General features: G+C 33.3%; 30 protein-coding genes. 12 read left to right on the top strand and 18 right to left on the bottom strand.

All coding sequences use genetic code 11. The features are described from left to right. Positions 1-93 precede the first annotated feature (93 nt). Both NST10_RS12165 and NST10_RS12160 read left to right on the top strand, forming a co-directional pair. Positions 94-534, top strand: coding sequence for a MarR family transcriptional regulator (locus tag NST10_RS12165; protein WP_000951069.1), 441 nt, complete (start codon positions 94-96; stop codon positions 532-534). Next, positions 527-1,738, top strand: coding sequence for an MFS transporter (locus NST10_RS12160; protein ID WP_000184409.1), 1,212 nt, complete (start codon positions 527-529; stop codon positions 1,736-1,738). The genes NST10_RS12165 and NST10_RS12160 overlap by 8 nt, the downstream gene beginning before the upstream one ends. A gap of 101 nt (positions 1,739-1,839) precedes the next feature. On the opposite strand, the gene sarV is transcribed toward NST10_RS12160, so the two are convergent. Further along, positions 1,840-2,190 (bottom strand): HTH-type transcriptional regulator SarV, encoded by a 351-nt coding sequence (gene sarV / locus NST10_RS12155; RefSeq protein ID WP_000066900.1) that lies wholly within the window; start codon positions 2,188-2,190, stop codon positions 1,840-1,842. A gap of 125 nt (positions 2,191-2,315) precedes the next feature. On the opposite strand from sarV, the gene NST10_RS12150 reads away from it, so the two are divergent. Then, entirely contained in the window at positions 2,316-2,486 is a 171-nt protein-coding gene (locus NST10_RS12150) for a hypothetical protein (RefSeq protein ID WP_001791501.1), read from the top strand. 339 nt (positions 2,487-2,825) lie between these two features. Here the strand turns inward: NST10_RS12150 and moaA are convergent, their stop codons facing one another. Genes moaA through glp form a run of 6 tightly spaced genes read right to left on the bottom strand, consistent with a single transcriptional unit; the run spans position 2,826 to position 6,914 of the window. After that, on the bottom strand, positions 2,826-3,848 hold the full coding sequence (gene moaA / locus NST10_RS12145) for a GTP 3',8-cyclase MoaA (protein ID WP_000230171.1): 1,023 nt from the start codon (positions 3,846-3,848) through the stop codon (positions 2,826-2,828). Positions 3,849-3,867: 19 nt separating this feature from the next. Continuing rightward, positions 3,868-4,467 carry a molybdenum cofactor guanylyltransferase MobA gene (mobA, locus tag NST10_RS12140; RefSeq protein WP_000643988.1) on the bottom strand — a complete coding sequence of 200 codons (600 nt, stop codon included), beginning with the start codon at positions 4,465-4,467 and terminating at the stop codon, positions 3,868-3,870. A 6-nt stretch (positions 4,468-4,473) separates the two neighbouring features. Next, entirely contained in the window at positions 4,474-4,707 is a 234-nt protein-coding gene (moaD, locus tag NST10_RS12135; RefSeq protein ID WP_000866973.1) for a molybdopterin converting factor subunit 1, read from the bottom strand. Between the two features lie 5 nt (positions 4,708-4,712). Beyond that, positions 4,713-5,159 (bottom strand): molybdenum cofactor biosynthesis protein MoaE, encoded by a 447-nt coding sequence (locus NST10_RS12130; RefSeq protein ID WP_000808500.1) that lies wholly within the window; start codon positions 5,157-5,159, stop codon positions 4,713-4,715. A 13-nt stretch (positions 5,160-5,172) separates the two neighbouring features. After that, positions 5,173-5,658 (bottom strand): molybdopterin-guanine dinucleotide biosynthesis protein B, encoded by a 486-nt coding sequence (gene mobB / locus NST10_RS12125; protein WP_000602938.1) that lies wholly within the window; start codon positions 5,656-5,658, stop codon positions 5,173-5,175. Then, entirely contained in the window at positions 5,655-6,914 is a 1,260-nt protein-coding gene (gene glp, locus NST10_RS12120) for a gephyrin-like molybdotransferase Glp (RefSeq protein WP_339209955.1), read from the bottom strand. Before glp ends, mobB begins: the two co-directional genes overlap by 4 nt. Before the next feature lie 62 nt (positions 6,915-6,976). On the opposite strand from glp, the gene moaC reads away from it, so the two are divergent. Next, entirely contained in the window at positions 6,977-7,471 is a 495-nt protein-coding gene (gene moaC, locus NST10_RS12115) for a cyclic pyranopterin monophosphate synthase MoaC (RefSeq protein WP_000134529.1), read from the top strand. A 1-nt stretch (position 7,472) separates the two neighbouring features. Here the strand turns inward: moaC and NST10_RS12110 are convergent, their stop codons facing one another. The 5 genes from NST10_RS12110 to modA form a co-directional block, all read right to left on the bottom strand. Then, positions 7,473-7,979 (bottom strand): molybdenum cofactor biosynthesis protein B, encoded by a 507-nt coding sequence (locus NST10_RS12110; protein ID WP_000503824.1) that lies wholly within the window; start codon positions 7,977-7,979, stop codon positions 7,473-7,475. A gap of 28 nt (positions 7,980-8,007) precedes the next feature. Continuing rightward, positions 8,008-9,012, bottom strand: coding sequence for a ThiF family adenylyltransferase (locus NST10_RS12105; protein ID WP_339209951.1), 1,005 nt, complete (start codon positions 9,010-9,012; stop codon positions 8,008-8,010). Positions 9,013-9,179: 167 nt separating this feature from the next. Beyond that, entirely contained in the window at positions 9,180-9,785 is a 606-nt protein-coding gene (locus tag NST10_RS12100; RefSeq protein WP_000913006.1) for an ATP-binding cassette domain-containing protein, read from the bottom strand. Then, on the bottom strand, positions 9,786-10,457 hold the full coding sequence (gene modB / locus NST10_RS12095; RefSeq protein ID WP_001113086.1) for a molybdate ABC transporter permease subunit: 672 nt from the start codon (positions 10,455-10,457) through the stop codon (positions 9,786-9,788). It lies immediately after the preceding gene. 13 nt (positions 10,458-10,470) lie between these two features. Next, on the bottom strand, positions 10,471-11,253 hold the full coding sequence (gene modA, locus NST10_RS12090; protein WP_000782739.1) for a molybdate ABC transporter substrate-binding protein: 783 nt from the start codon (positions 11,251-11,253) through the stop codon (positions 10,471-10,473). A gap of 289 nt (positions 11,254-11,542) precedes the next feature. Here modA and fdhD point away from each other — a divergent pair, with 289 nt between their 5' ends. Then, entirely contained in the window at positions 11,543-12,340 is a 798-nt protein-coding gene (fdhD, locus tag NST10_RS12085; RefSeq protein WP_001030831.1) for a formate dehydrogenase accessory sulfurtransferase FdhD, read from the top strand. A gap of 170 nt (positions 12,341-12,510) precedes the next feature. Here fdhD and NST10_RS12080 read toward each other — a convergent pair whose 3' ends face one another. The 6 genes from NST10_RS12080 to yut all read right to left on the bottom strand — a co-directional run bounded on the left by NST10_RS12080 (position 12,511) and on the right by yut (position 18,763). Further along, the gene (locus tag NST10_RS12080) at positions 12,511-13,281 is read right to left on the bottom strand and encodes a GNAT family N-acetyltransferase (RefSeq protein ID WP_000018337.1); all 771 of its coding nucleotides are present in this window, start codon (positions 13,279-13,281) and stop codon (positions 12,511-12,513) included. A 71-nt stretch (positions 13,282-13,352) separates the two neighbouring features. Then, positions 13,353-13,907 (bottom strand): biotin transporter BioY, encoded by a 555-nt coding sequence (locus NST10_RS12075; protein ID WP_000208740.1) that lies wholly within the window; start codon positions 13,905-13,907, stop codon positions 13,353-13,355. A 120-nt stretch (positions 13,908-14,027) separates the two neighbouring features. Further along, complete coding sequence (locus NST10_RS12070) at positions 14,028-14,969, bottom strand: nucleoside hydrolase (RefSeq protein ID WP_000163414.1); 942 nt, start codon at positions 14,967-14,969, stop codon at positions 14,028-14,030. 398 nt (positions 14,970-15,367) lie between these two features. Continuing rightward, positions 15,368-16,276, bottom strand: a complete 909-nt coding sequence (locus NST10_RS12065; protein ID WP_000735034.1) for an ABC transporter substrate-binding protein — start codon at positions 16,274-16,276, stop codon at positions 15,368-15,370. Positions 16,277-16,488: 212 nt separating this feature from the next. Further along, a complete protein-coding gene (locus tag NST10_RS12060; protein WP_303661124.1) occupies positions 16,489-17,643 on the bottom strand; it encodes an acyl-CoA dehydrogenase family protein in 1,155 nt (384 codons plus the stop codon). Between the two features lie 214 nt (positions 17,644-17,857). After that, complete coding sequence (gene yut / locus NST10_RS12055; RefSeq protein WP_001573532.1) at positions 17,858-18,763, bottom strand: urea transporter; 906 nt, start codon at positions 18,761-18,763, stop codon at positions 17,858-17,860. 259 nt (positions 18,764-19,022) lie between these two features. Between yut and NST10_RS12050 the strand changes: the two genes are divergently transcribed. Genes NST10_RS12050 through NST10_RS12020 form a run of 7 tightly spaced genes read left to right on the top strand, consistent with a single transcriptional unit; the run spans position 19,023 to position 24,071 of the window. Further along, positions 19,023-19,325, top strand: coding sequence for an urease subunit gamma (locus tag NST10_RS12050; RefSeq protein ID WP_000545928.1), 303 nt, complete (start codon positions 19,023-19,025; stop codon positions 19,323-19,325). A 13-nt stretch (positions 19,326-19,338) separates the two neighbouring features. Continuing rightward, complete coding sequence (locus NST10_RS12045; RefSeq protein WP_000612132.1) at positions 19,339-19,749, top strand: urease subunit beta; 411 nt, start codon at positions 19,339-19,341, stop codon at positions 19,747-19,749. Then, a complete protein-coding gene (ureC, locus tag NST10_RS12040) occupies positions 19,746-21,461 on the top strand; it encodes an urease subunit alpha (protein WP_000008670.1) in 1,716 nt (571 codons plus the stop codon). Before NST10_RS12045 ends, ureC begins: the two co-directional genes overlap by 4 nt. 12 nt (positions 21,462-21,473) lie before the next feature. Continuing rightward, entirely contained in the window at positions 21,474-21,926 is a 453-nt protein-coding gene (gene ureE, locus NST10_RS12035) for an urease accessory protein UreE (protein ID WP_000634592.1), read from the top strand. Next, positions 21,919-22,608 carry an urease accessory protein UreF gene (locus NST10_RS12030; RefSeq protein ID WP_000565259.1) on the top strand — a complete coding sequence of 230 codons (690 nt, stop codon included), beginning with the start codon at positions 21,919-21,921 and terminating at the stop codon, positions 22,606-22,608. The genes ureE and NST10_RS12030 overlap by 8 nt, the downstream gene beginning before the upstream one ends. A gap of 12 nt (positions 22,609-22,620) precedes the next feature. Then, positions 22,621-23,235 carry an urease accessory protein UreG gene (ureG, locus tag NST10_RS12025; RefSeq protein WP_000002973.1) on the top strand — a complete coding sequence of 205 codons (615 nt, stop codon included), beginning with the start codon at positions 22,621-22,623 and terminating at the stop codon, positions 23,233-23,235. Then, complete coding sequence (locus NST10_RS12020; RefSeq protein ID WP_000344352.1) at positions 23,235-24,071, top strand: urease accessory protein UreD; 837 nt, start codon at positions 23,235-23,237, stop codon at positions 24,069-24,071. Before ureG ends, NST10_RS12020 begins: the two co-directional genes overlap by 1 nt. Positions 24,072-24,209 lie beyond the last annotated feature (138 nt).

The raw sequence follows: 24,209 nt of genomic DNA, 5'->3' as shown, positions 1-24,209 counted from the left end.
TATATATTGATTTCTAATTGTCCCCGTTTTATAATTACTATTGTTGTAAAAAAGGTTAGCTAAGCTAACTATTTTGTCTTAGGAGATGTCGCTATGCTATCACAAGAATTTTTCAATAGTTTTATAACAATATATCGCCCGTATTTAAAATTAACAGAGCCTATTTTGGAAAAACACAATATATATTATGGTCAATGGTTAATCTTACGCGATATCGCTAAACATCAACCCACTACTCTCATTGAAATTTCACATAGACGTGCAATTGAAAAGCCTACTGCAAGAAAAACTTTAAAAGCTCTAATAGAAAATGACCTTATAACAGTAGAAAACAGTTTAGAGGATAAACGACAAAAGTTTTTAACTTTAACACCTAAAGGGCATGAATTATATGAGATTGTTTGTCTTGATGTACAAAAGCTCCAACAAGCAGTAGTTGCCAAAACAAACATTTCACAAGATCAAATGCAAGAAACCATAAATGTGATGAATCAAATTCATGAGATATTATTAAAGGAGGCACACAATGACTAATCAAGGCTCATTAAATAAATCACCTATTTTCACCAAAAGTTTTACAATTAACTTTTTTGTCAATTTTATCGTATACCTATGCATGTATTTGTTACTTGTAGTTATTGCTGGCTATAGTAAGCAAGCTTTCGACGCTTCCGATTCATTAGCCGGATTAGTTGTAGGACTATTTATTGTCGGTTCTTTAATTGGTCGATTTGCTACAGGTAAATTTGTAAATCAAATCGGACCTAAACGATTATTATTTATTGGTTTAATTGCTTTAATTATCACGCAATTACTTTATTTTATTGATGGATCTTTAGCTTTTTTAATCTTTGTACGTCTCATAAACGGTATCGCAACTGCAGTTGTGACAACTGCAACAGGTACTATTGCGGCATACGTTACCCCTGTTAATAGAAAAAGTGAAGGCATCAGTTTATTTTCTTTAAGTTTAGTATTAGGTACAGCGATTGGCCCATTTCTAGGCATGTTACTTATTACAAAATACGCAATTGATTTACTGTTTATTATTTGTGTTATATTAGGCATACTCGGAGTCATTATCTCATTATTTATAAAAGTTGATTTCGAAGTAACAAATAGCAAAACTGAAACTAATGTCATTGATAAACCAAGATTTAGTATTCATCAATTTATTGCAAAAGAGGCCATTCCTGTTGCTGTTATTATGCTTTTAATTGGCGTTACCTATGCGTCCATCCTAACTTATTTACAAGCATTTGCTATAGAGCGACACCTAGTAACTGCAGCAAGCTATTTCTTTATTTGCTATGCTATAGCATCGTTAATTACTAGACCTATTGCTGGTAGATTGATGGATGATAAAAATGAAAATATTATTGTCTACCCAGCATTTATCATGCTTTTCCTTTCATTTGTGTGCTTAATTTCAAGCTATCAAAGCTGGTTAATATTACTTGCTGGTGCTTGCCTAGGTTTAGGGTATGGAAATTTATCATCTGCAATGCAATCTATTGCGATAAAAGTCTCACCCCCGATTAAATATGGTATCGCGACATCTACTTTTTACGTTGGTCTAGATGCAGGTGTCGGCTTCGGTCCATCATTCCTTGGGTTATTTACTCATATGTTTTCATATAGTGAAATCTTCGGTTTTATGGCCGCTTTAGCAATCATTACTATGCTTGTTTACTTCTTAATTCATGGACGTCATGTAACTAGAAATGCCATGAACTAAATATTTATATTCAAAAATAAAAAGCATGCCAATCTCTATTCATCATTTGTCTGTCCCCAAGACGCAATTATGATGTACTGATTGGCATGCTTTTTAAGTTTTTAGTTTGTAACGCTTAACACTTCTATTTCTTTAGTAATTTTATCTAACAATTTCTTTTGAGAAGTACTATAGAAATAGAATACTTGTCTTTCATCCGTTTCAGAACGCAATTTAGAAATAAGCTCTTTTTTATAGATTTTACGGATAATCACATCGATTTTACTTGTATCCCATAGCATTTCAAAATGTAATGTATCCCTCAATTCTTTACCGCTAATCTTTTCAGCTTCATACACTTTAAAAAGTACTACAAATTCTTCAATTGAAATCTTATGTGTTGTTTTTAACCAGTGCTTTAACTGACTTAACTCCCTTTCTGCTTCTATAAAACGTTGAACTTTATTACTCATAATATGATGCCTCCTATGTTTCTTCTTAGATGTTTGTAATTCATATTATTATACAATTACTTAAATTTATTATATATCAAACTTAGCATTTTATCTATTACAAATATTAAATTGCTAGCTATATCTTGTTTAGATTTATATCTTTTGGACAACTTGTTGTTTATTCGACAACATTTATACCTAAAAAAGATATATTACAACTCAATGACTTGGAGTGTGACAACAATGTTAAAGAGCCACTAAAGATTTATTATGTAGTGATTCTTAAGAGTGGGATAGAAATGATATTTTCATAAAATTTATTTCGTTGTTCCCCAACTTGCATTGTCTGTAGAATTTCTTTTTGAAATTCTCTATGTTGGGGCCCCGCCAACTTGCATTGTCTGTAGAATTTCTTTTTGGAATTCTCTATGTTGGGGCCCCGTTCCCCAACTTGCACATTATTGTAAGCTGACTTTTCGTCACCTTCTATGTTGGGGCCCCGCCAATTTGTAAAAATATTTAAAACGATCATTTCTATTAAATTTGGCATAGATATGACCGTTTTTACTTTAATAAATAATATTGTATTTTAGGGAGTAAGACAGAAATATTAAAGAATCTCTAATGATTTAATATGTAGTGGTTCCTACACATTAACCACCAATATAATTCATGTTTATCTTTTTACGTTGACGATTGGCAACTGTTTGAGCAGTTCTCTCATCTGAATATCGATCATCTCTTATTTGCCATAAAGCTTTAAATTGTTCTTTTAATTCTTCGTCGGTCACGCCAGAACGAATAAACGCTTTAACGTTAAATCCATCGGCAGTTGCAAATAAACATCCGTAAAACTTCCCATCTGATGACAGCCTTGCCCGTGTACATGTAGAACAAAATGATTGTGAAACACTTGTAATCAAACCAAATTGAACACCATTATCCTTATGTCGATAATATTTTGCTACTTCCCCAAAATATTTTGGTTCTACAGGATCAATTTCAAAGTGCTGCTCTATCATAGTAAGCATTTCATCTTTAGTTACAACTTTGCTGAAATCCCATCCATTATCATTACCAACATCCATAAATTCTATAAATCGAATCTCTATATGTTTATCTTTAAAATATTCAAGCATTGGTATAATTTGATCATCGTTAATACCTTTTTGTATAACAACATTTACTTTTACATTCAAACCAATAGACGTCGCGTAATCAATTTGTTCTAAAATCGTAGTCGCTTTAATATTACGATTATTGATTGATTGAAATAGCGTATCATCAATAGCATCCAAACTGACATTAATTCTGCGTAGCCCAGCATCATATAACTTTTGTCCATGCTTTTTTAATAACAAACCATTTGTAGTCAAACCAATATCTTCAATACCATCGATTTGATTTAATTTAGCAATAAGTACATCTAAATCCCGTCGCATCAATGGTTCTCCACCTGTAATGCGTATTTTTTTTACACCTAATTCTGCATATACCTTAGCGATTCTAGCCATTTCATCAAACGTTAACAGTTCATTTTTAGGTAAAAATACGAAATCATCTCCAAATACCTCTTTAGGCATGCAATAATCACACCTAAAGTTACACCGATCTGTCACAGATAACCGTAAGTCACGGATGGGACGTCCTAGTTTATCTTTTATTTGTTCTACCATTTGTGGACCTCCTAACGGCTTACAATTTTTGAATTAAAGCGTCCAAATCATGCTGATAATTTATATTTTTGTACCAATATGAGGGCGCATCTACATCCCTGACATCCAAATAATCAGTTGATAATTCATGATATACATTTTTAAAACTGTAATTATCAGAATGTAGTGCTTTAGTTATAGCGCCTAATGCATTCGGACTATAAAATGCAATTGTTGGAATAAAACGTCCATCTTCTTTAAAAGCTGCGACATCTAAATGATTTTCAATAAGATGAGAAACTAAAAACTGATACAACGTGCTTACAGCTTTACCAGTAATCATTGGTGTATCAACAGAAACGACAAAAAACAATTCTTCTTCAGGATGTTGCTTCATGATTGTATAAATTCCTGCTAATGGACCTTTATCATTATGATTCTCATCATCTATAACAACATTTGGATATTTAAATTGCGTTGCCAATTGCGCATTTGTACTAATAATAATTTCATTGAACATATTTGTTGATTCTAATGTCTTAATTACTCTACTATAAAAGGTCTCACCGTTCACTTCCGCAAAAGCTTTGGGCTTACCAAATCTTACTGAATGACCACCTGCAAGAATTATTGCTTTCATGCTCGCTTAACCTCCACTAACCGGTGGAATTAATGCAACGGTATCATTAGGTTGAATGAAATCGGATTTTTGTACAAATTCCTCATTTACAGCAACTTGAAACTTTTTATTATTGATTTGCGGATAACGTTCAAACAATAAATTTTCAAATTGTTGTACAGTCAATGCTTGTTCAAGCACAATATCTTCCTGTGCTTTTTGTAATATATCTTTAATTTCTGCGAAGTAAAGTACCTTCATCTCTCTTATTCCTCCCTCTTCGCTTCTTCATAATTCCCTTTTTGATGTCCTTGCCATTTTGAACCATCTTCCCAAATTTCTTTTTTCCAAATCGGAACAATTTCTTTGATACGCTCAATTGCATATTCATTTGCTCGATAGGCATCTTTACGATGCGGTGAAGAAACTGCAATTAATACAGCGATATCTGAAATTTGTAATGGCCCTATTCTATGAACAATACTCGTTATCGTTCCAGGCCATTTTTCATTTATTTCATCTCCAATTTGTGCCAATTTCTTTTCAGCCATTGGAATATACGCTTCATATTCTAAATATTCCGTTTTGACGCCTTTAGTCCATTCGCGAACATGACCGGTAAAAACAACTACTGCACCTTGATATTCATTTATAGTGAATTCACGATATTGTTCTGTTTGTATCGGTTCTGTCACGATTTCAAATTGTTTCATTCATTTCAATCCTCTATGTTAATTGTGTATCACAATCATTTTTAATTTTATTTAATAACCATTGCTCAAATGCTGTAAAATCTTCATGCTCCCTTACATTAATGCTATAACAAACATTCGTCAATTGTTGTAATACTTGCAACTCTTCTTCATTTCGATAGACTACGACTTTTTCAAAATCAGCATTTTTAAAGCCTTCAACTAATACGATATTGGTGTCAATTGTAACAGATTTCTCAATAATTTGAGTAAGATTTTGATTATCTACACGTGTTACAGTTTGCTGATATTGAAATCCTTGTACAATACTTTGATCTGCCCCCGCTTCAAAATGCTTCATGTGATCGACGTCTGAATCCTGTAATTGAATATCTTCCTTACCATGCCCATGATGTTTAATAGTAGCAACTGTATAACCATGTGACTTTAAGAAAGAGACAATATGCCTCATCAATGTTGTCTTACCAGACTTTTTGTAACCTACAATTTGTAAAATCATAAAAGAAGTTCCTCTTCAGCAGCGTCAGATTCAGTCAATATAATATCTACTGTATGACCCGCTTTAAAACCACGTGACCCTCCTGGTAACATGACCATACAGTTAGCATGTGCAATCGCTACAACTGCACCTGATTTATTGAATCCTGAAGGTACTACAGTAGCTCCAGCACTTGTTAACGTTGCTTTAGCACGTATAAATCGTGTGAATGGGTTTGCCTTGGTAAAATCTTCCATTAATGTTGCTTTAATTATTTGCGGGAAGACTTCTAGTGCGCCACACATATGTTTAACAGCTGGTTTCACAAATAGTTCAAATGCTGTAAAACAAGCTGATGGATTTCCAGATAATCCAAACAAATACTTTCCATCTGCAAATGCAACCGTTGTAACGCTACCAGGACGCATTGCTACTTTATTAAATAACACTTCCACCTTTACAGCCTTATAAATCTCAGGTAAATAGTCAAAGTCTCCAACAGAAACTCCGCCCGTTGTAATAACGATATCGTGTTTTTCCATAGCTTCTTTAACGACTTGTATACCACTATCTAAATCATCTTGTTGTGTTTTGTAAATACCAACTTCAAGACCTAATTTTTCTGCTAAGGCACGAATCATTGGACCATTAGAGTTACGAATTTTTCCATCTTCTAATACATCATTAACATCTAATAATTCGCTTCCTGTTGCAATAACAGCGACGCTCGGTTGCTTAATAACTTTAACCTCTGCATAGCCATATGTTGCAAGGACCGCAATAGCCCCTGGATTAATTACTTGTCCTTTTTTTAGAACAACATCGCCTGTCGTTGTTTCTTCACCTTTTAAAGATATATTTTCATTTTTTGAAAATGGTTTACGAATTGTAAATGTATCTTCTAGTTCAATCGTTTGTTCAAACATAACAACAGCATCTGCGCCATTAGGTATTTGTGCTCCAGTCATAATACGCACCGCTTCGTGATCCCCAACTAATTTATCAGAAACTGAACCTGCACCAATATGATCAATCACTTTAAACTCAATTCGATTCTGACCACTTGCCCCTTGTGAATCAACACTGCGAATTGCAAAACCATCATAAGGTGATTTATCAAATCTTGGTATATCATAAGTAGCTACAATATCTTCTGCTAAAATATGATTTAGACTTTTTTCAAGTGCTACCGTAATTGCCGGCATTGTACTCTGCTGATTAACGATACGTTGAATTGCTTCTTTAACTGGGATTGGGTTTCTTTTTTCTACTACCATTAAAAATCATCTCCAAAACTTTTATTTTTTCATGATATACTAGATGCACTAGGAGGGGTAAAATGACTGAGTTTACTCATATTAATCAACAAGGCCACGCCAAAATGGTCGATGTATCAGACAAACAAATTACAAAAAGAACTGCTGTCGCTCATTCAAGCATTACTGTAAATGAAACTATTTATAAGCAGATTTCTAATAACACCAATACCAAAGGCAATGTATTGAACACTGCTCAAATCGCTGGTATTATGGCTGCCAAAAATACATCAACAATTATTCCGATGTGTCATCCATTACCATTGACTGGCATAGATGTTCACTTCAACTGGGATGAAACAAATGCACCCCTTTATACTTTAAACATTCAAACAACTGTCTCTACAACTGGCAAAACCGGTGTTGAAATGGAAGCTTTAACCGCTGCATCAGCAACGGCTTTAACCATTTACGACATGACGAAAGCAGTTGATAAAGGTATGATTATTGGCGAAACCTACCTTGAAAGCAAGTCTGGCGGTAAATCTGGAGATTTTCAACGCCAATTAGATCAATAAATTATTTTGTAAGCTCATGAATCAGATGATTTAATTCTGGTTTAATGAGCTTTTCTAATGCTAATTTAACTGCACCTGTTGATCCTGGAATTGAAAATATCAATTTATCATTTACTGTACCTGCCACTGCGCGAGATAATAATGCACGCGTGCCAACATCTTCAACATAACTCAAATATCTAAATAATTCTCCAAAGCCTTCTATCTCTTTAGTTAAAAGCGGTTTTACTGCTTCAATTGTTACATCACGTTGTGCAATACCCGTTCCACCAGTCGTAATGATGACATCAACATCTTCTTCTAACCACTTCTTCACCTGCGTCGTAATAGCTACTTTTTCGTCTTTTACAATGGTATAATGTGCATCGCTAACTTCAACATTATCTACTTGTAACAGTTGGAGCACGCATTGACCACCTTTATCTGTATCAAAGTTTCTAGTATCTGATACCGTTAGTACGGCTGCTTTAACTGTACGATTCAATTTAACGTTTTGATGTTCGCCCATAATATTACACTCCTTTTGTTTCACCTTTTTATCCAAACAATAAATTCATTAGATGTGTGGCATCTGATGTGCGTGTCATGCCATGTATTAAAAACCTTCCACCTTTAAAAGCAACAATGCGGTGCCCTTTAAATTCAAACATAACCATATATGAATTACTGCGATAATTTAGTTGATGCTGTTTTAAAAATTGAACAAGAATATCGTGTGTAATTGATGTATTTTCATACTGTACAGTGTCTCTCCCACACAATGTTGCATAACGTTGTTCATTCTTGTTTAAATACGGATAACTTGGTACATCTCCACAAGTTGTACAGGCTGTACGTTGCATTTTACTGAAACCAAATGAATAATGACTACCTTCCCAAATATCGCCATAAGTTATTTTTGTGTCAATTGGTTGTTCCGTTAATACTTTCATCGCATCTCTTAATTGTAAACTTGTTGCCATCGTCACGGCAGGTTGAATGACCCCTACTGTATCACATGTTAAATTTAATGCTGGCAATTGTGGTACCAAACAGTTAAAGCAAGATGTTTTACCAGGTATAAATGCAGCTTCTGTATATGTACTCTGTACAACACCTCCATAAATCCAAGGTATACGATGTTTATATGCAAAATCATTAATCAGTTGTCGTGTTTCAAAGTTATCGGTTGCATCAATGATAACGTCAACGTCCTGTCCATGTGTCTCCAAAAAATAATAATCCACATGGTCAATATAATCATCAATATCAACATCACTACGTAACGCTAGCAAATGCTTTTTAGCTGCAACCACTTTAGGCATCATTTTCAAAGCATCTTCTTCAGTAAATAATGTTTGTCTTTGTAAATTACTAAATTCAATATAATCTCTGTCAACAATGATTAGTTTAGCAATGCCTGCTCTCACAAGACCTTCAGCCACATGTGTACCCAATGCGCCCATACCAATAATCAACGCGCATTTTTGATTTATTTTGTTTTGACCTATTTCACCTATTTGTTTAAATAAAATTTGCCTTGAATAACGTTCTTGACTCACATTAAGTTATCCTTTCTATTTATCCTTACTTTCATTATATGACGTGCGTCAATGTCTCTCAAAAATTGCGCCTAAAAAAGAGTTTAAAACATCATTAAAATGCTAATAGAAGATTGCACTTCTACATTTTTAAATACGTTCTAAACTCTTTCAAGGCAAATGTATCATTAACCAATTGTAATAATTTCATGAGCCATTTGTTCTGCTTCATAGTTTGAATGTGTCACAAATATGATTGGTATTTGCCATTCGTTGAAAATACGTTTAACTAATGTAATACTCTCATCTTTTGTAGTATCATCCAAACTAGAAAAAGGTTCATCTAATAAAATTAAATCTGGTTTCGTGCTAAGTGCACGTGCAAGTGCTACACGTTGTGCCTCTCCACCTGACAATGTCATAGGATATTGTTTCATCAAATGATCAATATTTAAAGTTTGGATTAATTGATCGATGTGTTCAGATGGTTCAGCCATAAAAGTAATATTTTTATAGACCGTCATATTAGGAAACAGTTGGTAGTCTTGAAATAAATATCCAATACGTCGTTGTTGAATTTTAACATTCACGTTTTTTGCCGTATCAGTAAGCAATTGCCCATTCACTTCGATAATAGCTTCATCTGCTTTACGTAATCCGGCAATCATATTTAAAACAGTAGTTTTACCAATGCCAGATGGACCACGAACTGCATAAATTTTTGGTTCAGTATCATCTATATTGATGCGAATTAAAGTATTCTTTAATTGATATTTTAAATTGATTTTAAGCATCTAGTCGACCTCCTTATATTTATCTTTATTCAATAAATTAATTGTAGATATAACCACAATAGAGAATGCGACTAGCACTAATACCCATAACCACGCTTCATTTTCTCTACCTTGTTCCACTAAGAAGTATATTTCTAAAGGTAGTGTATTCGTTTTATTTGGAATATATCCTGCAACCATTAATGTAGCACCAAACTCACCTAATGCACGAGCAAAACTCATCATTATACCTGCTAAAATAGAGCGTTTAGCTAATGGTAAAATTAATTTGAGGAAAATTTTCGTTTCACTTGCTCCCATCGTTCTAGCTGTATTAATCATTTTCGTGTCTATACCTCTGAAGCCTTGCACAGTATGTTGATACATTAGTGGAAAACTAACAATGACAGATGCTATCACAGCACCTGTCAAAGTGAATACTACAGGTAAATGTAGTACATTCGCAAAGAATTGACCAATTGGTCCTCTTGGCGAGAAGATGATTAATAGAATAAAACCTAATACCGTTGGCGGCAAAACAATAGGTAATATCAATAAACTTTCCAATACTTTAACCCACGAACCCTTACGACGATACAACCATTTAGATATAAAAATACCTAAAATCGTTACAATAATCGTACTGATTACAGCAACTCGTATTGATATCCAAAAAGGTGTTAAGTCAGGCATGGATTACAACTCCTTATGCTGTAAAGTGGTATTCTTTTAATATTTCTTTAGCTTTATCTGATTTTAAGAATTCCATCCACTCTTTAGCTAATTTACTATCTGATGTCGCACCAGCTTCATATGTGATTGGTTTCTTAAGTTCTACTTCTTTAATTACTTTTACAGTATCAATTTTTTTATTTTGTTTATATAAGTCAGTTTTATATACAAAACCTTGTTTCGCATTACCTTTTTCAACATAATTTAATACTTGTTTTACATCTTTAGCATAAACGATTTTACTTTCAACTTCTTTAAACAAGTTATTGTTATCTAAATACTGTTTCGCATATTTTCCTGCTGGTACAGTTTTCACTTCACCTAATGCTAATTTATCATTGCCTTTTAAGTCTTTTACTGAAGTGTAATTTGAATCTTTATCACCAATTAATACTAGACTATTTTTCGCATATTTATATGTATCATGTGCTTTATTCTTGTCTTTTAATGCATCTACATCTTTAGTATTTGCAGACATAAATACGTCAACAGGTGCGCCTGATTCAATTTGTTTTCTTAATGCTCCTGATCCACCATAGTTAAATTTAATATCAGCATTTTTATGTTCTTTTTTAAATTCTGATGCTAATTTTTTTGTAACATCTGTTAAACTTGCTGCCGCTGCAACTTGAATTTCTTGTTTTTTTCCATTGTCTGCTGCATCTTTTTTGTTGTCTTGATTATCATTAGAATTAGAACAACCAGCTAATACTAAAAATAATGCCATTACAATAGCTATAAAACGTTTCATTTTCATTATGAAATACCCCCAATTATTAAATATTTACACTCTCATTATACACTTAACAATATTTTTGAAAAGAAGCGTTTTCTCTTTAAATAATGATTCAAATAATTGTCACACTTTCTAAAAATTATTTTTTATTAATTGAGCTGCTAGTGTGCCTTTTTCTAAATCCAATCAAATTCTAAATAATTGCCTGCTATTTTATTTAGTTAATCAAATTTCAGTTTTAAGCAAATATGTTAAAATATTAAGCATATTGATTTAAAATAAAGTTCAAGCTAATTAAAGGGGTTAGATAATGAACAAAGATGTATCTTTAGGTCAACCAATTGTTAGATATGAAGATGGAAAATTATTCAATACAACAGATCAATATGTGACAGAATTTCCACTTACAATTATGGTGAATGGTGAAGAATTTGCGACTGTTATATGCAGTCCAACAAACCTTGAGGAGTTAGTCATTGGATTTCTGGCTTCGGAAGGTGCCATTTTAAAGCGAGATGAATTAAAATCTGTACTGATTGATGATAGTAAAGGATTTGCCCATGTTGAACTGAATAAAGATTTAGGCGATCGCTTTCAATATTCCACAAAACGAATGATTGCATCTTGTTGTGGAAAGAGTCGTGAGTTTTATTTTCAAAATGATGCTGCTGTTGCTAAAACATCTATGTCTAAAATCACTTTAACACCACAACAAATTATTAATATGATGACGCGTTTACAAAGTGCCAGTCATATTTACCAAGAAACAGGTGGCCTGCATAATGCTGCTCTAAGCGATGGTTTGACATTTTTTGTACATCGACAAGACATTGGCAGACATAACGCTCTAGATAAATTATATGGATTTTGTATTCAGCGACATATTACTGTCCGAGATAAAGTATTAATTTTCAGTGGACGTATTTCATCAGAAATTTTAATTAAAGCCGCGAAAATTGGTGTTGGCGTCATTTTATCTAAATCTGCTCCGACAACGCTTGCTGTAACCTTAGCTAATGACCTAAATATTACGGCAGTTGGATTTATTCGAAATGGTGGCTTTAATATATACAGTCATCCAGAACGTATCATTGATTCTGAACAATAACATATTCATTATAGTATGTCATAATGAACGTATTCTACATGAATCAACAATATAAAAGCACTATTTTTATAAGTATAAGTAGCTCAAAACAATTTAAAAAGCAGTAAGTTGATTTCTACTCGAAACCAGTTTACTGCTTTTTTATTCTAATACAAACCTATCATCAATCGTTAATTTCCAATATCTTCTTTTAATATTTGATAACAAAATGATTGGTAAACATAACCTTGCTTTGCATACATATCTTTTGCTGTATCTTCGCCATCTGCAACTAATATAACCGGTTTATGATTTCTAGATAAAGCATATTCACCTACTAATGACTGCATGGTAGAACCGATTCCTTGGTGTCGAAATTGTTCTAGTACACCAAATCCATCTAATTCAATGTAATTTTCACTTTCAATGACATCTACAACGCCAATAGGTTCATTATTTAAATAAGCTACTAAGCGTTTAATCACATCTTTTTGATAATGTTCCCTTACCATTTTTTCATGTGCATCTGCATAGTCTCTTCCAAATGGCAAACTAAACTGATATGCAACTTTTAAATAGGCATCTATATGCGACTCGTCAACGATAGCAATTTCAACGTCAGAGTTACGCGGCAAATTAGCAAGCGCATCACTTTCTATGGCATACAATTCCATAATACCTAGTTCAAAATTCATATCTTTAAAAATAGCCATCCAAGTGTCATCAAGTTGTTCATTTTCCGGAAAACTAAATGCATAATGATTTGAACCTTGATTTGTATGTAATTGATGTTGACGCTTTAAGTCTTTCAACCATTGCTCTTGGGTAGGCATCTTTTTATATAACCATGTGTTGCTTGTGTATCGTTGTGGAAAAATAGGCGTTAAATAAATCAACTGCTTGTCGTTATTTTCAAATATTGTACCGTCGCAATTAATATCTGACATACTTATATGAGACATTGGCACCTACTCCTTTCACTTTCAACAATTGAAAAGCAACTTAATCAATTACTTTTTTATCTTAAATATGATTACTTTAATCCCATAATTTGACGAAACTGCGAGTGATTAAGTAAAGCTGTACCAATCAAACTTGCTACAATTGCTTTTAATATATCACCAGGCAAATAAGCTAATGAAATTGAAATAGCTTTCGTAAATGGTATGTTAATAATCATGCCCATAATCAATGTACCAATAACATCTAATGCTATAACACCAAAAACTAAAATACCAACGAATAAAATCCAGAAATTAATTTCATTGATGAATCTATCACGAATCGCACCAATCATGAATGCTACAACTGGATATAATAGTAAAAACCCTGTTGAAGGACCTGCGAATACACCAATGCCACCGCGACCACCTGATAACAGTGGCAAACCAGCAACTACTAATAATAAAAAGACGATAACACTTAATGTGCCATATTTACGTCCTAAAATCACACCTGCTAAGAAAATACCAATGTTTTGAAGTACAATTGGTACTGAAGAAAATGGTAGTGGAATTACCGGTACCAATCCTAAAATAGCGATAATCGCTGTCATTAAAGCTGTGTATACTAACTGTTTTGTTGTCATTTTTTACTTCCTTTCGTATTTCATGACCATTATTATAGCACCATTGTAAACTTTAAGGAACGAAAAGTTTACAATAAGTTGTTCTATATAAATTAAAACCTTAATTATTCTACACAGCTGTTAATTTACTTTTTTAGCAAGTGCAGTTATATAATCAAAAAATGCGTTGTTATCTACATGATTTATGACATTAATTTTGCGCCCATCTTTACACTCAAATGTCTTACCTTGACTTGGTCCATAACTTATTACATCCACTTTTTTCTCAATTGAGTGAACTAAGTCCTTGTTACCAATATAAGCAGTCGTTAAAACATCCCATAAAAAGTAAGTAGAATTTGTTATAAAGTGTGTTAATGGTGGTACCGCTGCATAACTTACTCCTAAAAAATCAATGCCCGTATATTGGCGTTCATTCGCCCATCTTTGTCTAACATCTAACGTTAGCGGTACTTGATTCGTACTTTCTAAAGCAACCATATCAATCTCTATATCGCTATCAAAAACAATTTTAACCGCTTCTGGATCCCAATATGCATTCCATTCTGCAGAACCATCATGCTCAGGTTCTTCAACATTTCCTTTTGGTAAAAAGGTACCACCCATCCAAACTAATTTTTCTATATACTGAACGATTGATGAATCTTTTTGTAGTGCTTTTGCTAAATCTGTAAGCGGGCCTGTAAATAATAATGTTACTTTTTCTGATTGTCTCTTTAAAGTTTGAATAATGTCTTCAAAGGCTTCTTTGTCTCTCACATTTGAAGCAACGTGTTTGACTGGCTCATTTAAAATTGGCAATGCGTCCATAAAAAAGGCATGCATACGCCATTCTTTAGGGAATGGATTTTTTCCTCGTTCATATGATGGCGCAACTTGAATATCTTCCTTTGAAAAACGATTAATAATTTTTACTGATGCGCTCAAAGATGGCTCTAAATAACAATCAGCACCAATTGTACTGACCCCTATCAATTGAACGTTTTCCATTTGTAATAATAAAAATAGAGATACTAAATCATCTACACCACCATCATGGTTAAAATAAACTTTCTTAGTCACTCGAAATCCCCCTTACATTTCATTTTCCATTAACAATATTATGTTTTTATAAAACGTTGTAATATATCTTTCTACAAAATCATAACATTCTGTTGTAATCCTTTTAAACCTCTTCTTTAATTGATAGGCATTCCCTGATATGCCTTCCATAAAGTATGCACTAAAATAATTATGATATAACTTATTAATGCAGAGATACATTGAGCTATTTTCTCAGGTATACTACTTTAGCTGTAATAATACTAATCTATCATTAATTAAATTGAATGATAATAACGGCACTTATTATTTAAAAAAATACAAAAATCTAACCTTCTTGCTATAAAAATAAGAGCCTAATACAATATCAAAAGATTGATATGTTTCAGACTCTCATTTCACTGGCTTATATAGCTGAATTATTTTGCAGCTTTAATTAATTTTTCTTTTAAATCTTTACGCATGAAATCTAATGTATAAGGATCGTTGTACCAGTATGTACCAGCATCAACTTTAACAATATGTCCTTCTTTAGTAGCTTTCAAATTCTTCCACATGTTTGTTGATTCGTATCCTGGTGTAGGTTTACCTTCACTTGTACTCACAATGTAATCACCAGCATATTTTTCAATTTCTTCTTGTTTCACTTCAGCCCAACCTGCTTTTGCAGTTAACTTTTGTTGTTCTGGTTGCATTTTTAAACCAAATGCTTGATATAATACTTCTCCACCACGACCCCAGTTATCGCCGTAAGTGTATAATTTTTTATCAAATTCATCAAACAATGACACTGTTGCATCTTGTCCAATTGCTTTTTTAATTTCTTTACCGTCTTTAGCAGTTGTTTCTTCCCAATCTTTCTTCCAAGCTTTTACTTTATCTTCTTTACCAACAATTTTCCCTAACATTTCTTGTTGTTCTAAGTATTTATGCTTATTATAGTCAACAACTACTGTTGGTGCTACTTTTTGATACTTTTTAATGTCTTTGTCAGTAGAGTATACAATAATTAAATCTGGCTTTTCTTTAGCAACTTTTTCTATATCACCATCACCAATTTTAGTAACACCTTTAAATTTATCTTTTAACACTTTGCTTTGATCAACTTGTTGATTTACAGCTACAATGTTTGCACCTAATTTTTTAAGTCCACCAGCATATGTTGGCGCAACTACTGCAATGCGTTTAGGGTCTTTCGGAATATCTACCGTTTTGCCATCGTCCATTTTATAAGATTTAGTTTCAGCTTTGTTATTTTTTTCACCTTGGTTCCCACACGCAGCTAACACTAATAACATAATTATTAATGGTAATAATAGTTTTTTCATAATTTCCTCCTATTGAAAATGATTATCAATTATTCCAAAATTATACAAGATTGCATATACATTTACAATAGCTAGTGTTATTTATTTTTTTATTTTCGCAAAAAATTTAGCAAAATATCTTAATATACCTATAAATTCCCGCAAAAAAGGTAAATCCGAACGTCAAATTTCATCTCTTTATGCCAATCAACGATCGATTTACCTTTTTAAATTTAAAATGTATCTGTAATACTCTTAGCAATATTTGTATATGCTGCATCTTCCATAGGTGGATTGTGTAATCCTGCACGCATGTCACGATAGTAACGTTGTAATGGCCGATTCATTTCTAAACTTTTAGCACCAACAATGCGCATCGCTAAATCAATCACTTCAAGGCCTTGGTTCATTACCATTACTTTACTCGCACTCGTCGCATTTCTAATCTGACTTTCGGCTGTATATTGTTGATAGCCTTTCGCTGTACTCCATAAAAATTGTCTCGCACATAACAACAGCGTTTCCATTTTTCCTAAATTTTGTTGCACAGTTGGCAATGTTGCAATCGTTCCTTCTATACTATTAGGGCTATGTTGGATTGCAAAGTCTACAGCATAATTTCTAGCAGCTTGTGCTATACCTAAATAACAGCTTGGTATATGCAATATCCAACCATTTGACGCTTTACTTTTCTCTGTTTCCACTAAATGTTTTAATGGTACTTTTACATCATTTAATATTAAATCATGACTTTCTGTCGCTCGCATACCTAATACGTCCCAATTATCGGCAATTTCAACACCAGGCAAATTCCTGTCCACTAAGAAAAAACCAACACTTTTTAATTCTTCTATATAAGCAGCAACAATAATATGTGTTAGTGCTTTACTCATTGATGTATATGTCTTCACACCATTTAAAATATACCCATCATCAGCTTTAACAGCATGTGTACTTGGTCTTCCCCCTCTTGTTGGACTACCCATTTCAGCTTCACTAACTGCTCTATTAACTAATGCACCATTATTAATTTCAACAGCAAATTGCTCCAACATATCTTGAGACCATAATTTCTGTTCATAAATTTGTCCTACGACACTCACATGCCAACCAATAGATAATGCTGTGGCACCATCAAGTTCGCCTAAAAATGATTGCAAAATAACCATGTCTTCTATGGTCGCACCTTCACCACCATATTCTTTTGGTAACGTTAATTTTCCATAACCTTCTTTAATTAACCATTCAATATTTTTATATGGAAATTGGCTATGTTGATCATTATATTCAGCCTTAGCCTTAAATATATCTCCAATTACTTTGAATTTTTCAATCCATTTTCTTTGAATTTCCGTTGTTATTAAAAAGGAATTATCCATATCATTCATATTAGTCACCCCACACATCACACAATATAAATTATTTATTCCTAGTTTAACACTCGACTTTAAAAATAAAAAGGAACGTGCTGTGAACAATTAAAAGAAAGCTGATAATTCGATTAAGTATCCAATTAATTTTCTCCAAAAATACACCTTAAACTATACAATTCGCTGTATGGTTTAAGGTGATATTCAAACAATACTAGGTTTGATTTAACTATCAAGCATCTACTTTGTCATGTTTAATACCCGCAAATAATAAAATCCATGTCACAATAATAAATGGCAATGTTAATGCAGGTAAGCCAAACGGTTCAAGCAATGTTGTTGTACCTAGTTGCACCACTACAGTTAATAACACACCTAAAAAAGTCGAAATATAAGGGTTAATCGCTGTTTTAAATGTATATCCTAGTGCGATTGCCATTAATACAAAGTTATAACCGAATAACCCCTGATTAATATCATCATAATTACCACCTAATAGAGCTACAATGATAAAGCTTAACAAACTAGCTATAACAGCTAAGAGTGCTGCTTTTCTTGATGCTATTAATATGCCGATTAAAATACATACACCACCAATTACACTCGCTTCGATAAATACTTGACTGAATCCTTCAAATAATGACTGAATGACATGTATTCGATCATTGTTGCTAAAATTAACCGTTTCAATGTTTTGAGGCATTAACTTTAACGATGTATCTACAAATTTAACCTGTCCTGAAAGTAAAATTGTAAACCAAGTCACAATGACAAAAGGCATCGTCAGCATCGGAACTTTATATGGTCTTAAAACTTCTCTCACTGCAGCAGCGACTGGTAATGTTAATAAAGTTGCTATCATTGTTATAACAATATCTAATCCTGACTTATCTAAAAAGATTGTTAACGCAATGGCAGTTAACACTGGATTAAATCCGGCTAACCCATCATTAATCTCTGCTTCACTATAATTAATGTAACGTGCAAATGCATAAGCTATGATACTACCTATCATAGCTGCTAATCCAACTGTCCAGTCGGCCACAAATAATCCAATCAAGATAAATAAACCAGTCCACTTATTACTAATTAACACTACTTGAGATATATTTTTCAAAAGCACATCTATCATTTTCAAAATGCCCACCCTTTTTCTTGAATGTTTACTCATTAATATACTACCATTTTACAAAAAGTTATATTAAAAACTCTATTTTCCAAATCCTAAATATCTTTTGCTATTCGTTTTAATCATAATCATATATTTTTAAATACGAAATAGTAAATTTATTTTTTGCTGTTCCGTATTAAACTTTGTATATTACTTGTTTATCACAACAATTAGGATTAATATAAATTTTGTAAATTGTATCTAATATGAAATTGGGGGTTTTAATTTGCATTTTACACAACGAGAGCAAGACAAATTAATGATTGTAGTGGCGGCGGAAGTTGCACGTCGTCGTAAAGCACGTGGTTTGAAACTAAATCATCCTGAGGCATTAGCTTTAATCAGCGATGAATTATTAGAAGGTGCACGCGATGGTAAGACCGTTGCAGAGTTAATGAGTTATGGTAGACAAATTCTAAACAAAGAAGATGTCATGGATGGTGTCGAACACATGATTACAGATATCGAAATCGAGGCTACGTTCCCCGATGGTACTAAGTTAATCACAGTACATCACCCTATTGTTTAAAGGAGGCAGTCAAATGATACCAGGAGAAATTATTACAAAAAGTACAGAGGTTGAAATTAATAACCATCATCCTGAAACAGTTATCGAAGTTGAAAATACAGGAGATCGACCAATTCAAGTGGGCTCACATTTTCATTTTTATGAAGCAAATGCAGCATTAGATTTCGAACGTGAAATGGCATATGGAAAACATTTAGATATTCCAGCTGGAGCAGCTGTTCGATTTGAACCTGGGGATAAAAAAGAAGTTCAATTAGTTGAATATGCTGGCAAACGTAAAATTTTTGGTTTTCGTGGTATGGTCAATGGTCCTATCGATGAGTCACGTGTCTATCGCCCAACTGATGAAAATGATGAATATGCAGGCGTATTCGGAGATAACGGTACTGAAAACGTGAATAAAAAAGGAGGAAAAAGATCATGAGCTTTAAAATGACGCAAAATCAATATACGAGCTTATACGGTCCAACTGTTGGAGATTCTATTCGTTTAGGTGATACGAATCTATTTGCTCAAATTGAAAAAGACTATGCGGTTTATGGTGAAGAAGCTACTTTTGGTGGTGGTAAATCTATTAGAGACGGTATGGCGCAAAATCCTCGTGTAACACGTGATGATGTGAACGTTGCAGACCTTGTCATTTCTAATGCCGTTATTATCGATTACGATAAAGTGGTTAAAGCTGATATAGGCATTAAAAATGGTTATATTTTCGCCATAGGTAATGCCGGCAACCCAGATATAATGGATAATGTCGACATTATTATAGGTTCAACAACAGATATCATTGCCGCTGAAGGTAAAATCGTCACTGCTGGTGGTATTGATACTCATGTTCATTTTATTAATCCTGAACAAGCAGAAGTCGCATTAGAAAGTGGTATTACGACTCATATTGGTGGTGGTACTGGTGCTTCAGAAGGTTCTAAAGCAACTACTGTAACTCCAGGTCCATGGCATATTCATAGAATGTTAGAAGCTGCCGAAGGTTTACCGATTAATGTCGGTTTTACAGGTAAAGGACAAGCAACAAATCCAACTGCACTCATTGAACAAATCAATGCCGGAGCAATTGGATTAAAAGTACATGAAGACTGGGGTGCAACACCATCTGCTTTGAGTCATGCATTAGATGTTGCTGATGAATTTGATGTTCAAATTGCATTACATGCAGATACTTTAAATGAAGCAGGATTTATGGAAGACACAATGGCTGCTGTTAAAGACCGTGTACTTCATATGTACCATACTGAAGGTGCTGGTGGCGGTCATGCGCCTGATTTAATTAAATCCGCTGCATTTCCAAATATTTTACCTTCATCTACAAATCCAACTTTGCCTTATACACATAATACTGTAGATGAACATTTAGATATGGTAATGATTACTCACCATTTAAATGCGGCTATTCCTGAAGATATCGCATTCGCAGATTCACGTATTCGTAAAGAAACGATTGCAGCTGAAGATGTTCTGCAAGATATGGGTGTATTCAGTATGATTAGTTCCGATTCACAGGCAATGGGCCGTGTAGGTGAAGTAATTACACGAACATGGCAAGTAGCACATCGCATGAAAGAACAACGTGGTCCTTTAGATGGTGATTATGAACATAATGATAATAATCGTATCAAACGTTATATCGCTAAATATACAATTAACCCAGCAATTACACATGGTATTTCTGAATATGTAGGATCTATCGAGCCGGGCAAACTAGCTGATATTGTCTTATGGGATCCAATTTTCTTTGGTGTTAAACCTGAATTAGTTGTAAAGGGCGGATTAATTAACTCTGCCGTAAATGGTGATGCAAATGGTTCTATACCTACATCTGAACCGATGAAGTACCGTAAAATGTATGGTCAATACGGCGGAAACCTTACAAGTACGTCAATGACATTCGTGTCTAAAACTGCTTATGAAAATGGTATCAATCGTGCATTAAATTTAAAACGCATGGTGCGTCCAGTTAAAAATATTAGACAATTATCTAAAGCAGATATGAAAAATAACAGCGCAACACCTAAATTAGACGTTGATCCACAAACATATGAAGTATATGTAGATGGAGAAAAAATTACAAGTAATGCAGCAACTGAGTTACCATTAACTCAAAGATACTTCTTATTCTAGGAGGAACATAGAATGATTGTTGAAGAAATCCAAGGCAATATTGCCAATTTGTCAAATTCAGAAAAACAAAAGCACGTCGAAAAAGTATACCTTGAAAATTCAGATCTCGTTAAACGTATTCAAAGAGTCGTAACAGATCATGGCACTGAAATTGGCATTCGTTTAAAACAACCTATTGACTTACAATATGGAGATATTTTATACGCAGATGACCATAATATGATTGTTGTGGATGTTAATTCAGAAGATCTTTTAGTGATTCAACCAAGAACATTGCAAGAAATGGGAGATATAGCCCATCAATTAGGAAATCGTCATTTGCCAGCACAATTTACAGAGACTGAAATGCTAGTACAATATGATTATTTAGTTGAAGATTTATTAAAAAGTTTAGGCATCCCATATGTTCGAGAAGACCGTAAAGTTAATAAGGCTTTTAGACATATAGGACATTCTCATGATTGATCATACACACTTAAGATTATTTCAGTTCTGTGATTCACAATTTCCAACAGGTGCTTTCAGTCATTCATTTGGTCTTGAAACATATATTCAACGAAATATAATTCATGATGATCATACTTTTATTGCTTGGTTAAAAATGTTTTTACAAGAGCAACTTACCTATTCTGATGGTTTAGCCATGCGTTTAGTTTATGATGCATTGGAAAATGATGATACACAAAAAGTATTACACATAGATAAGCTGATGTTTGTTCAAAACTTACCTAAAGAAACACGTGTTGGTGCAAAACAAATGGGGACTCGCATGGTTAAATTGGCTTTAGAACTTTATAATAGCCCATGGATTGCTTGGTATCATCAACAAATGCAAGATAAGAAAGCAAAGTTAAATCCAGCTATTTGTTTTACTATGCTAGGCCATTATTTAGGTGTAGATATTGAAACGATTATTGATTACTATTTATATCAAAATGTTTCAAGTTTAACTCAAAATGCTGTTCGTGCTATTCCACTTGGACAAACTGCTGGTCAAAAGATAGTTACTCACATGATTCCTTATATAGAAGAAACAAGAAAGCAGATTTTCGAATTAAAAGAAGCAGATTTTGGCATGACAGCGCCTGGTTTAGAACTAAATCAAATGGCGCATGAGAATGTCAATGTTAGAATTTTCATATCATAGGAGGTTATAATTGTGGCAAATCCGATTAAAATTGGTATTGGTGGTCCTGTAGGTGCAGGTAAAACACAATTAATTGAAAAAGTTGTAAAACGTCTTTCAAAAGAAATGAGCATCGGCGTTATTACAAATGATATATATACAAAAGAAGACGAAAAGATATTAGTAAATTCAGGAGTTCTACCTGAAAGTCGAATCATTGGTGTTGAAACTGGTGGATGTCCTCATACTGCGATTCGTGAAGATGCATCTATGAACTTTGCAGCAATAGACGAATTATTAGAACGTCATGACGATATAGAACTAATTTTCATAGAATCTGGTGGCGATAACTTAGCAGCAACATTTAGTCCAGAACTTGTTGACTTTTCAATTTATATTATCGATGTTGCTCAAGGTGAAAAGATTCCACGTAAAGGTGGTCAAGGTATGATTAAGTCAGATTTCTTTGTAATTAACAAAACTGATTTAGCTCCCTATGTTGGTGCATCATTAGAACAAATGGCTGAAGATACTAAAGTATTTCGTGGTAAACGTCCATTTACTTTTACTAACTTAAAAACCGACGAAGGTTTGGATGAAGTTATCGATTGGATTGAACGCGACACTTTACTCAAAGGATTATCATAATGGATGAACAACAATGGACTGGGCAACTTGATTTAACAGTGTTTTTTGATGGCAATCGATCAGTGTCAAGAGATATTTTCTTTGAAAAAGCACTTAAAGTGATACGTCCAGTTTATCTAAATCAATCTACCATTCCTACATTTTATATAGTAAATGTAGGTGGTGGCTATTTAGATGGAGATCGTTACCGTATGAATGTGAATGTCGAAGATAACGCTAAAGTGACATTGACATCTCAAGGTGCAACAAAAATATACAAGACACCTTCCAATCATGTTGAGCAGTATCAAACTTTTAATTTGAAAGATAACGCATATTTAGAATATGTCGCTGATCCAATCATCGCATATGAAAATGCTAAATTTTATCAACACAATACGTTCAATCTCAATAATTCTAGTTCATTATTTTATACTGATATTTTAACTCCTGGTTATTCAAAAACTGGCGAAGCCTTCAAGTATCAATATATGCATTTAATAAATGAAATTTATATTGAAGATGAGTTAGTCACATATGATAATTTATTATTGAATCCTAATAAACAATCGATCAATGAAATAGGTTATATGGAACATTACTCTCATTATGGCTCTGCTTACTTCATACACGAAGATGTTAACCAAAAACTAATCGATTCAGTTTATGAAACCATTAGTTCTTACAGCAATACATTCGATTGTCGTGTTGCTATTTCTCAATTGCCTACACATGGTTTTGCAGTTAGAATTTTTGCTTATCGCACACAAATTATAGAGAAAATACTTGGAACCATCCAAAGCTATATCGCAGAAAATATTTATGATCGTAAACTTGATTTTCTAAGAAAATATTAAAATAAAAAGACTAGTGTACCTTGTTTCAAGCTTAATAAGCTGAAATAAGGTATGGCTAGTCTTTAACTTTAATTAAAGCATCTTCAATATTTAAATTTTAAGTTAATTTTATGTCCCAATGCTGAATAAATAACTTCG

The sequence above is a fragment of the Staphylococcus sp. FSL W8-0305 genome (assembly GCF_037966415.1).
Lineage (GTDB): Bacteria > Bacillota > Bacilli > Staphylococcales > Staphylococcaceae > Staphylococcus > Staphylococcus aureus.
This window is presented reverse-complemented; position numbering and strand designations above follow the sequence as displayed.

Excerpts from the sequence above, each read along its gene's own strand:
- NST10_RS12165 (WP_000951069.1), top strand. The coding sequence starts at position 94 with ATGCTATCACAAGAATTTTTCAATAGTTTTATAACAATATATCGCCCG.
- NST10_RS12160 (WP_000184409.1), top strand. The coding sequence starts at position 527 with ATGACTAATCAAGGCTCATTAAATAAATCACCTATTTTCACCAAAAGT.
- sarV (WP_000066900.1), bottom strand. The coding sequence starts at position 2,190 with ATGAGTAATAAAGTTCAACGTTTTATAGAAGCAGAAAGGGAGTTAAGT.
- moaA (WP_000230171.1), bottom strand. The coding sequence starts at position 3,848 with ATGGTAGAACAAATAAAAGATAAACTAGGACGTCCCATCCGTGACTTA.
- mobA (WP_000643988.1), bottom strand. The coding sequence starts at position 4,467 with ATGAAAGCAATAATTCTTGCAGGTGGTCATTCAGTAAGATTTGGTAAG.
- moaD (WP_000866973.1), bottom strand. The coding sequence starts at position 4,707 with ATGAAGGTACTTTACTTCGCAGAAATTAAAGATATATTACAAAAAGCA.
- NST10_RS12130 (WP_000808500.1), bottom strand. The coding sequence starts at position 5,159 with ATGAAACAATTTGAAATCGTGACAGAACCGATACAAACAGAACAATAT.
- mobB (WP_000602938.1), bottom strand. The coding sequence starts at position 5,658 with ATGATTTTACAAATTGTAGGTTACAAAAAGTCTGGTAAGACAACATTG.
- glp (WP_339209955.1), bottom strand. The coding sequence starts at position 6,914 with ATGGTAGTAGAAAAAAGAAACCCAATCCCAGTTAAAGAAGCAATTCAA.
- moaC (WP_000134529.1), top strand. The coding sequence starts at position 6,977 with ATGACTGAGTTTACTCATATTAATCAACAAGGCCACGCCAAAATGGTC.
- NST10_RS12110 (WP_000503824.1), bottom strand. The coding sequence starts at position 7,979 with ATGGGCGAACATCAAAACGTTAAATTGAATCGTACAGTTAAAGCAGCC.
- NST10_RS12100 (WP_000913006.1), bottom strand. The coding sequence starts at position 9,785 with ATGCTTAAAATCAATTTAAAATATCAATTAAAGAATACTTTAATTCGC.
- modB (WP_001113086.1), bottom strand. The coding sequence starts at position 10,457 with ATGCCTGACTTAACACCTTTTTGGATATCAATACGAGTTGCTGTAATC.
- modA (WP_000782739.1), bottom strand. The coding sequence starts at position 11,253 with ATGAAAATGAAACGTTTTATAGCTATTGTAATGGCATTATTTTTAGTA.
- fdhD (WP_001030831.1), top strand. The coding sequence starts at position 11,543 with ATGAACAAAGATGTATCTTTAGGTCAACCAATTGTTAGATATGAAGAT.
- NST10_RS12080 (WP_000018337.1), bottom strand. The coding sequence starts at position 13,281 with ATGTCTCATATAAGTATGTCAGATATTAATTGCGACGGTACAATATTT.
- NST10_RS12075 (WP_000208740.1), bottom strand. The coding sequence starts at position 13,907 with ATGACAACAAAACAGTTAGTATACACAGCTTTAATGACAGCGATTATC.
- NST10_RS12065 (WP_000735034.1), bottom strand. The coding sequence starts at position 16,276 with ATGAAAAAACTATTATTACCATTAATAATTATGTTATTAGTGTTAGCT.
- NST10_RS12060 (WP_303661124.1), bottom strand. The coding sequence starts at position 17,643 with ATGAATGATATGGATAATTCCTTTTTAATAACAACGGAAATTCAAAGA.
- NST10_RS12045 (WP_000612132.1), top strand. The coding sequence starts at position 19,339 with ATGATACCAGGAGAAATTATTACAAAAAGTACAGAGGTTGAAATTAAT.
- ureC (WP_000008670.1), top strand. The coding sequence starts at position 19,746 with ATGAGCTTTAAAATGACGCAAAATCAATATACGAGCTTATACGGTCCA.
- ureE (WP_000634592.1), top strand. The coding sequence starts at position 21,474 with ATGATTGTTGAAGAAATCCAAGGCAATATTGCCAATTTGTCAAATTCA.
- NST10_RS12030 (WP_000565259.1), top strand. The coding sequence starts at position 21,919 with ATGATTGATCATACACACTTAAGATTATTTCAGTTCTGTGATTCACAA.
- NST10_RS12020 (WP_000344352.1), top strand. The coding sequence starts at position 23,235 with ATGGATGAACAACAATGGACTGGGCAACTTGATTTAACAGTGTTTTTT.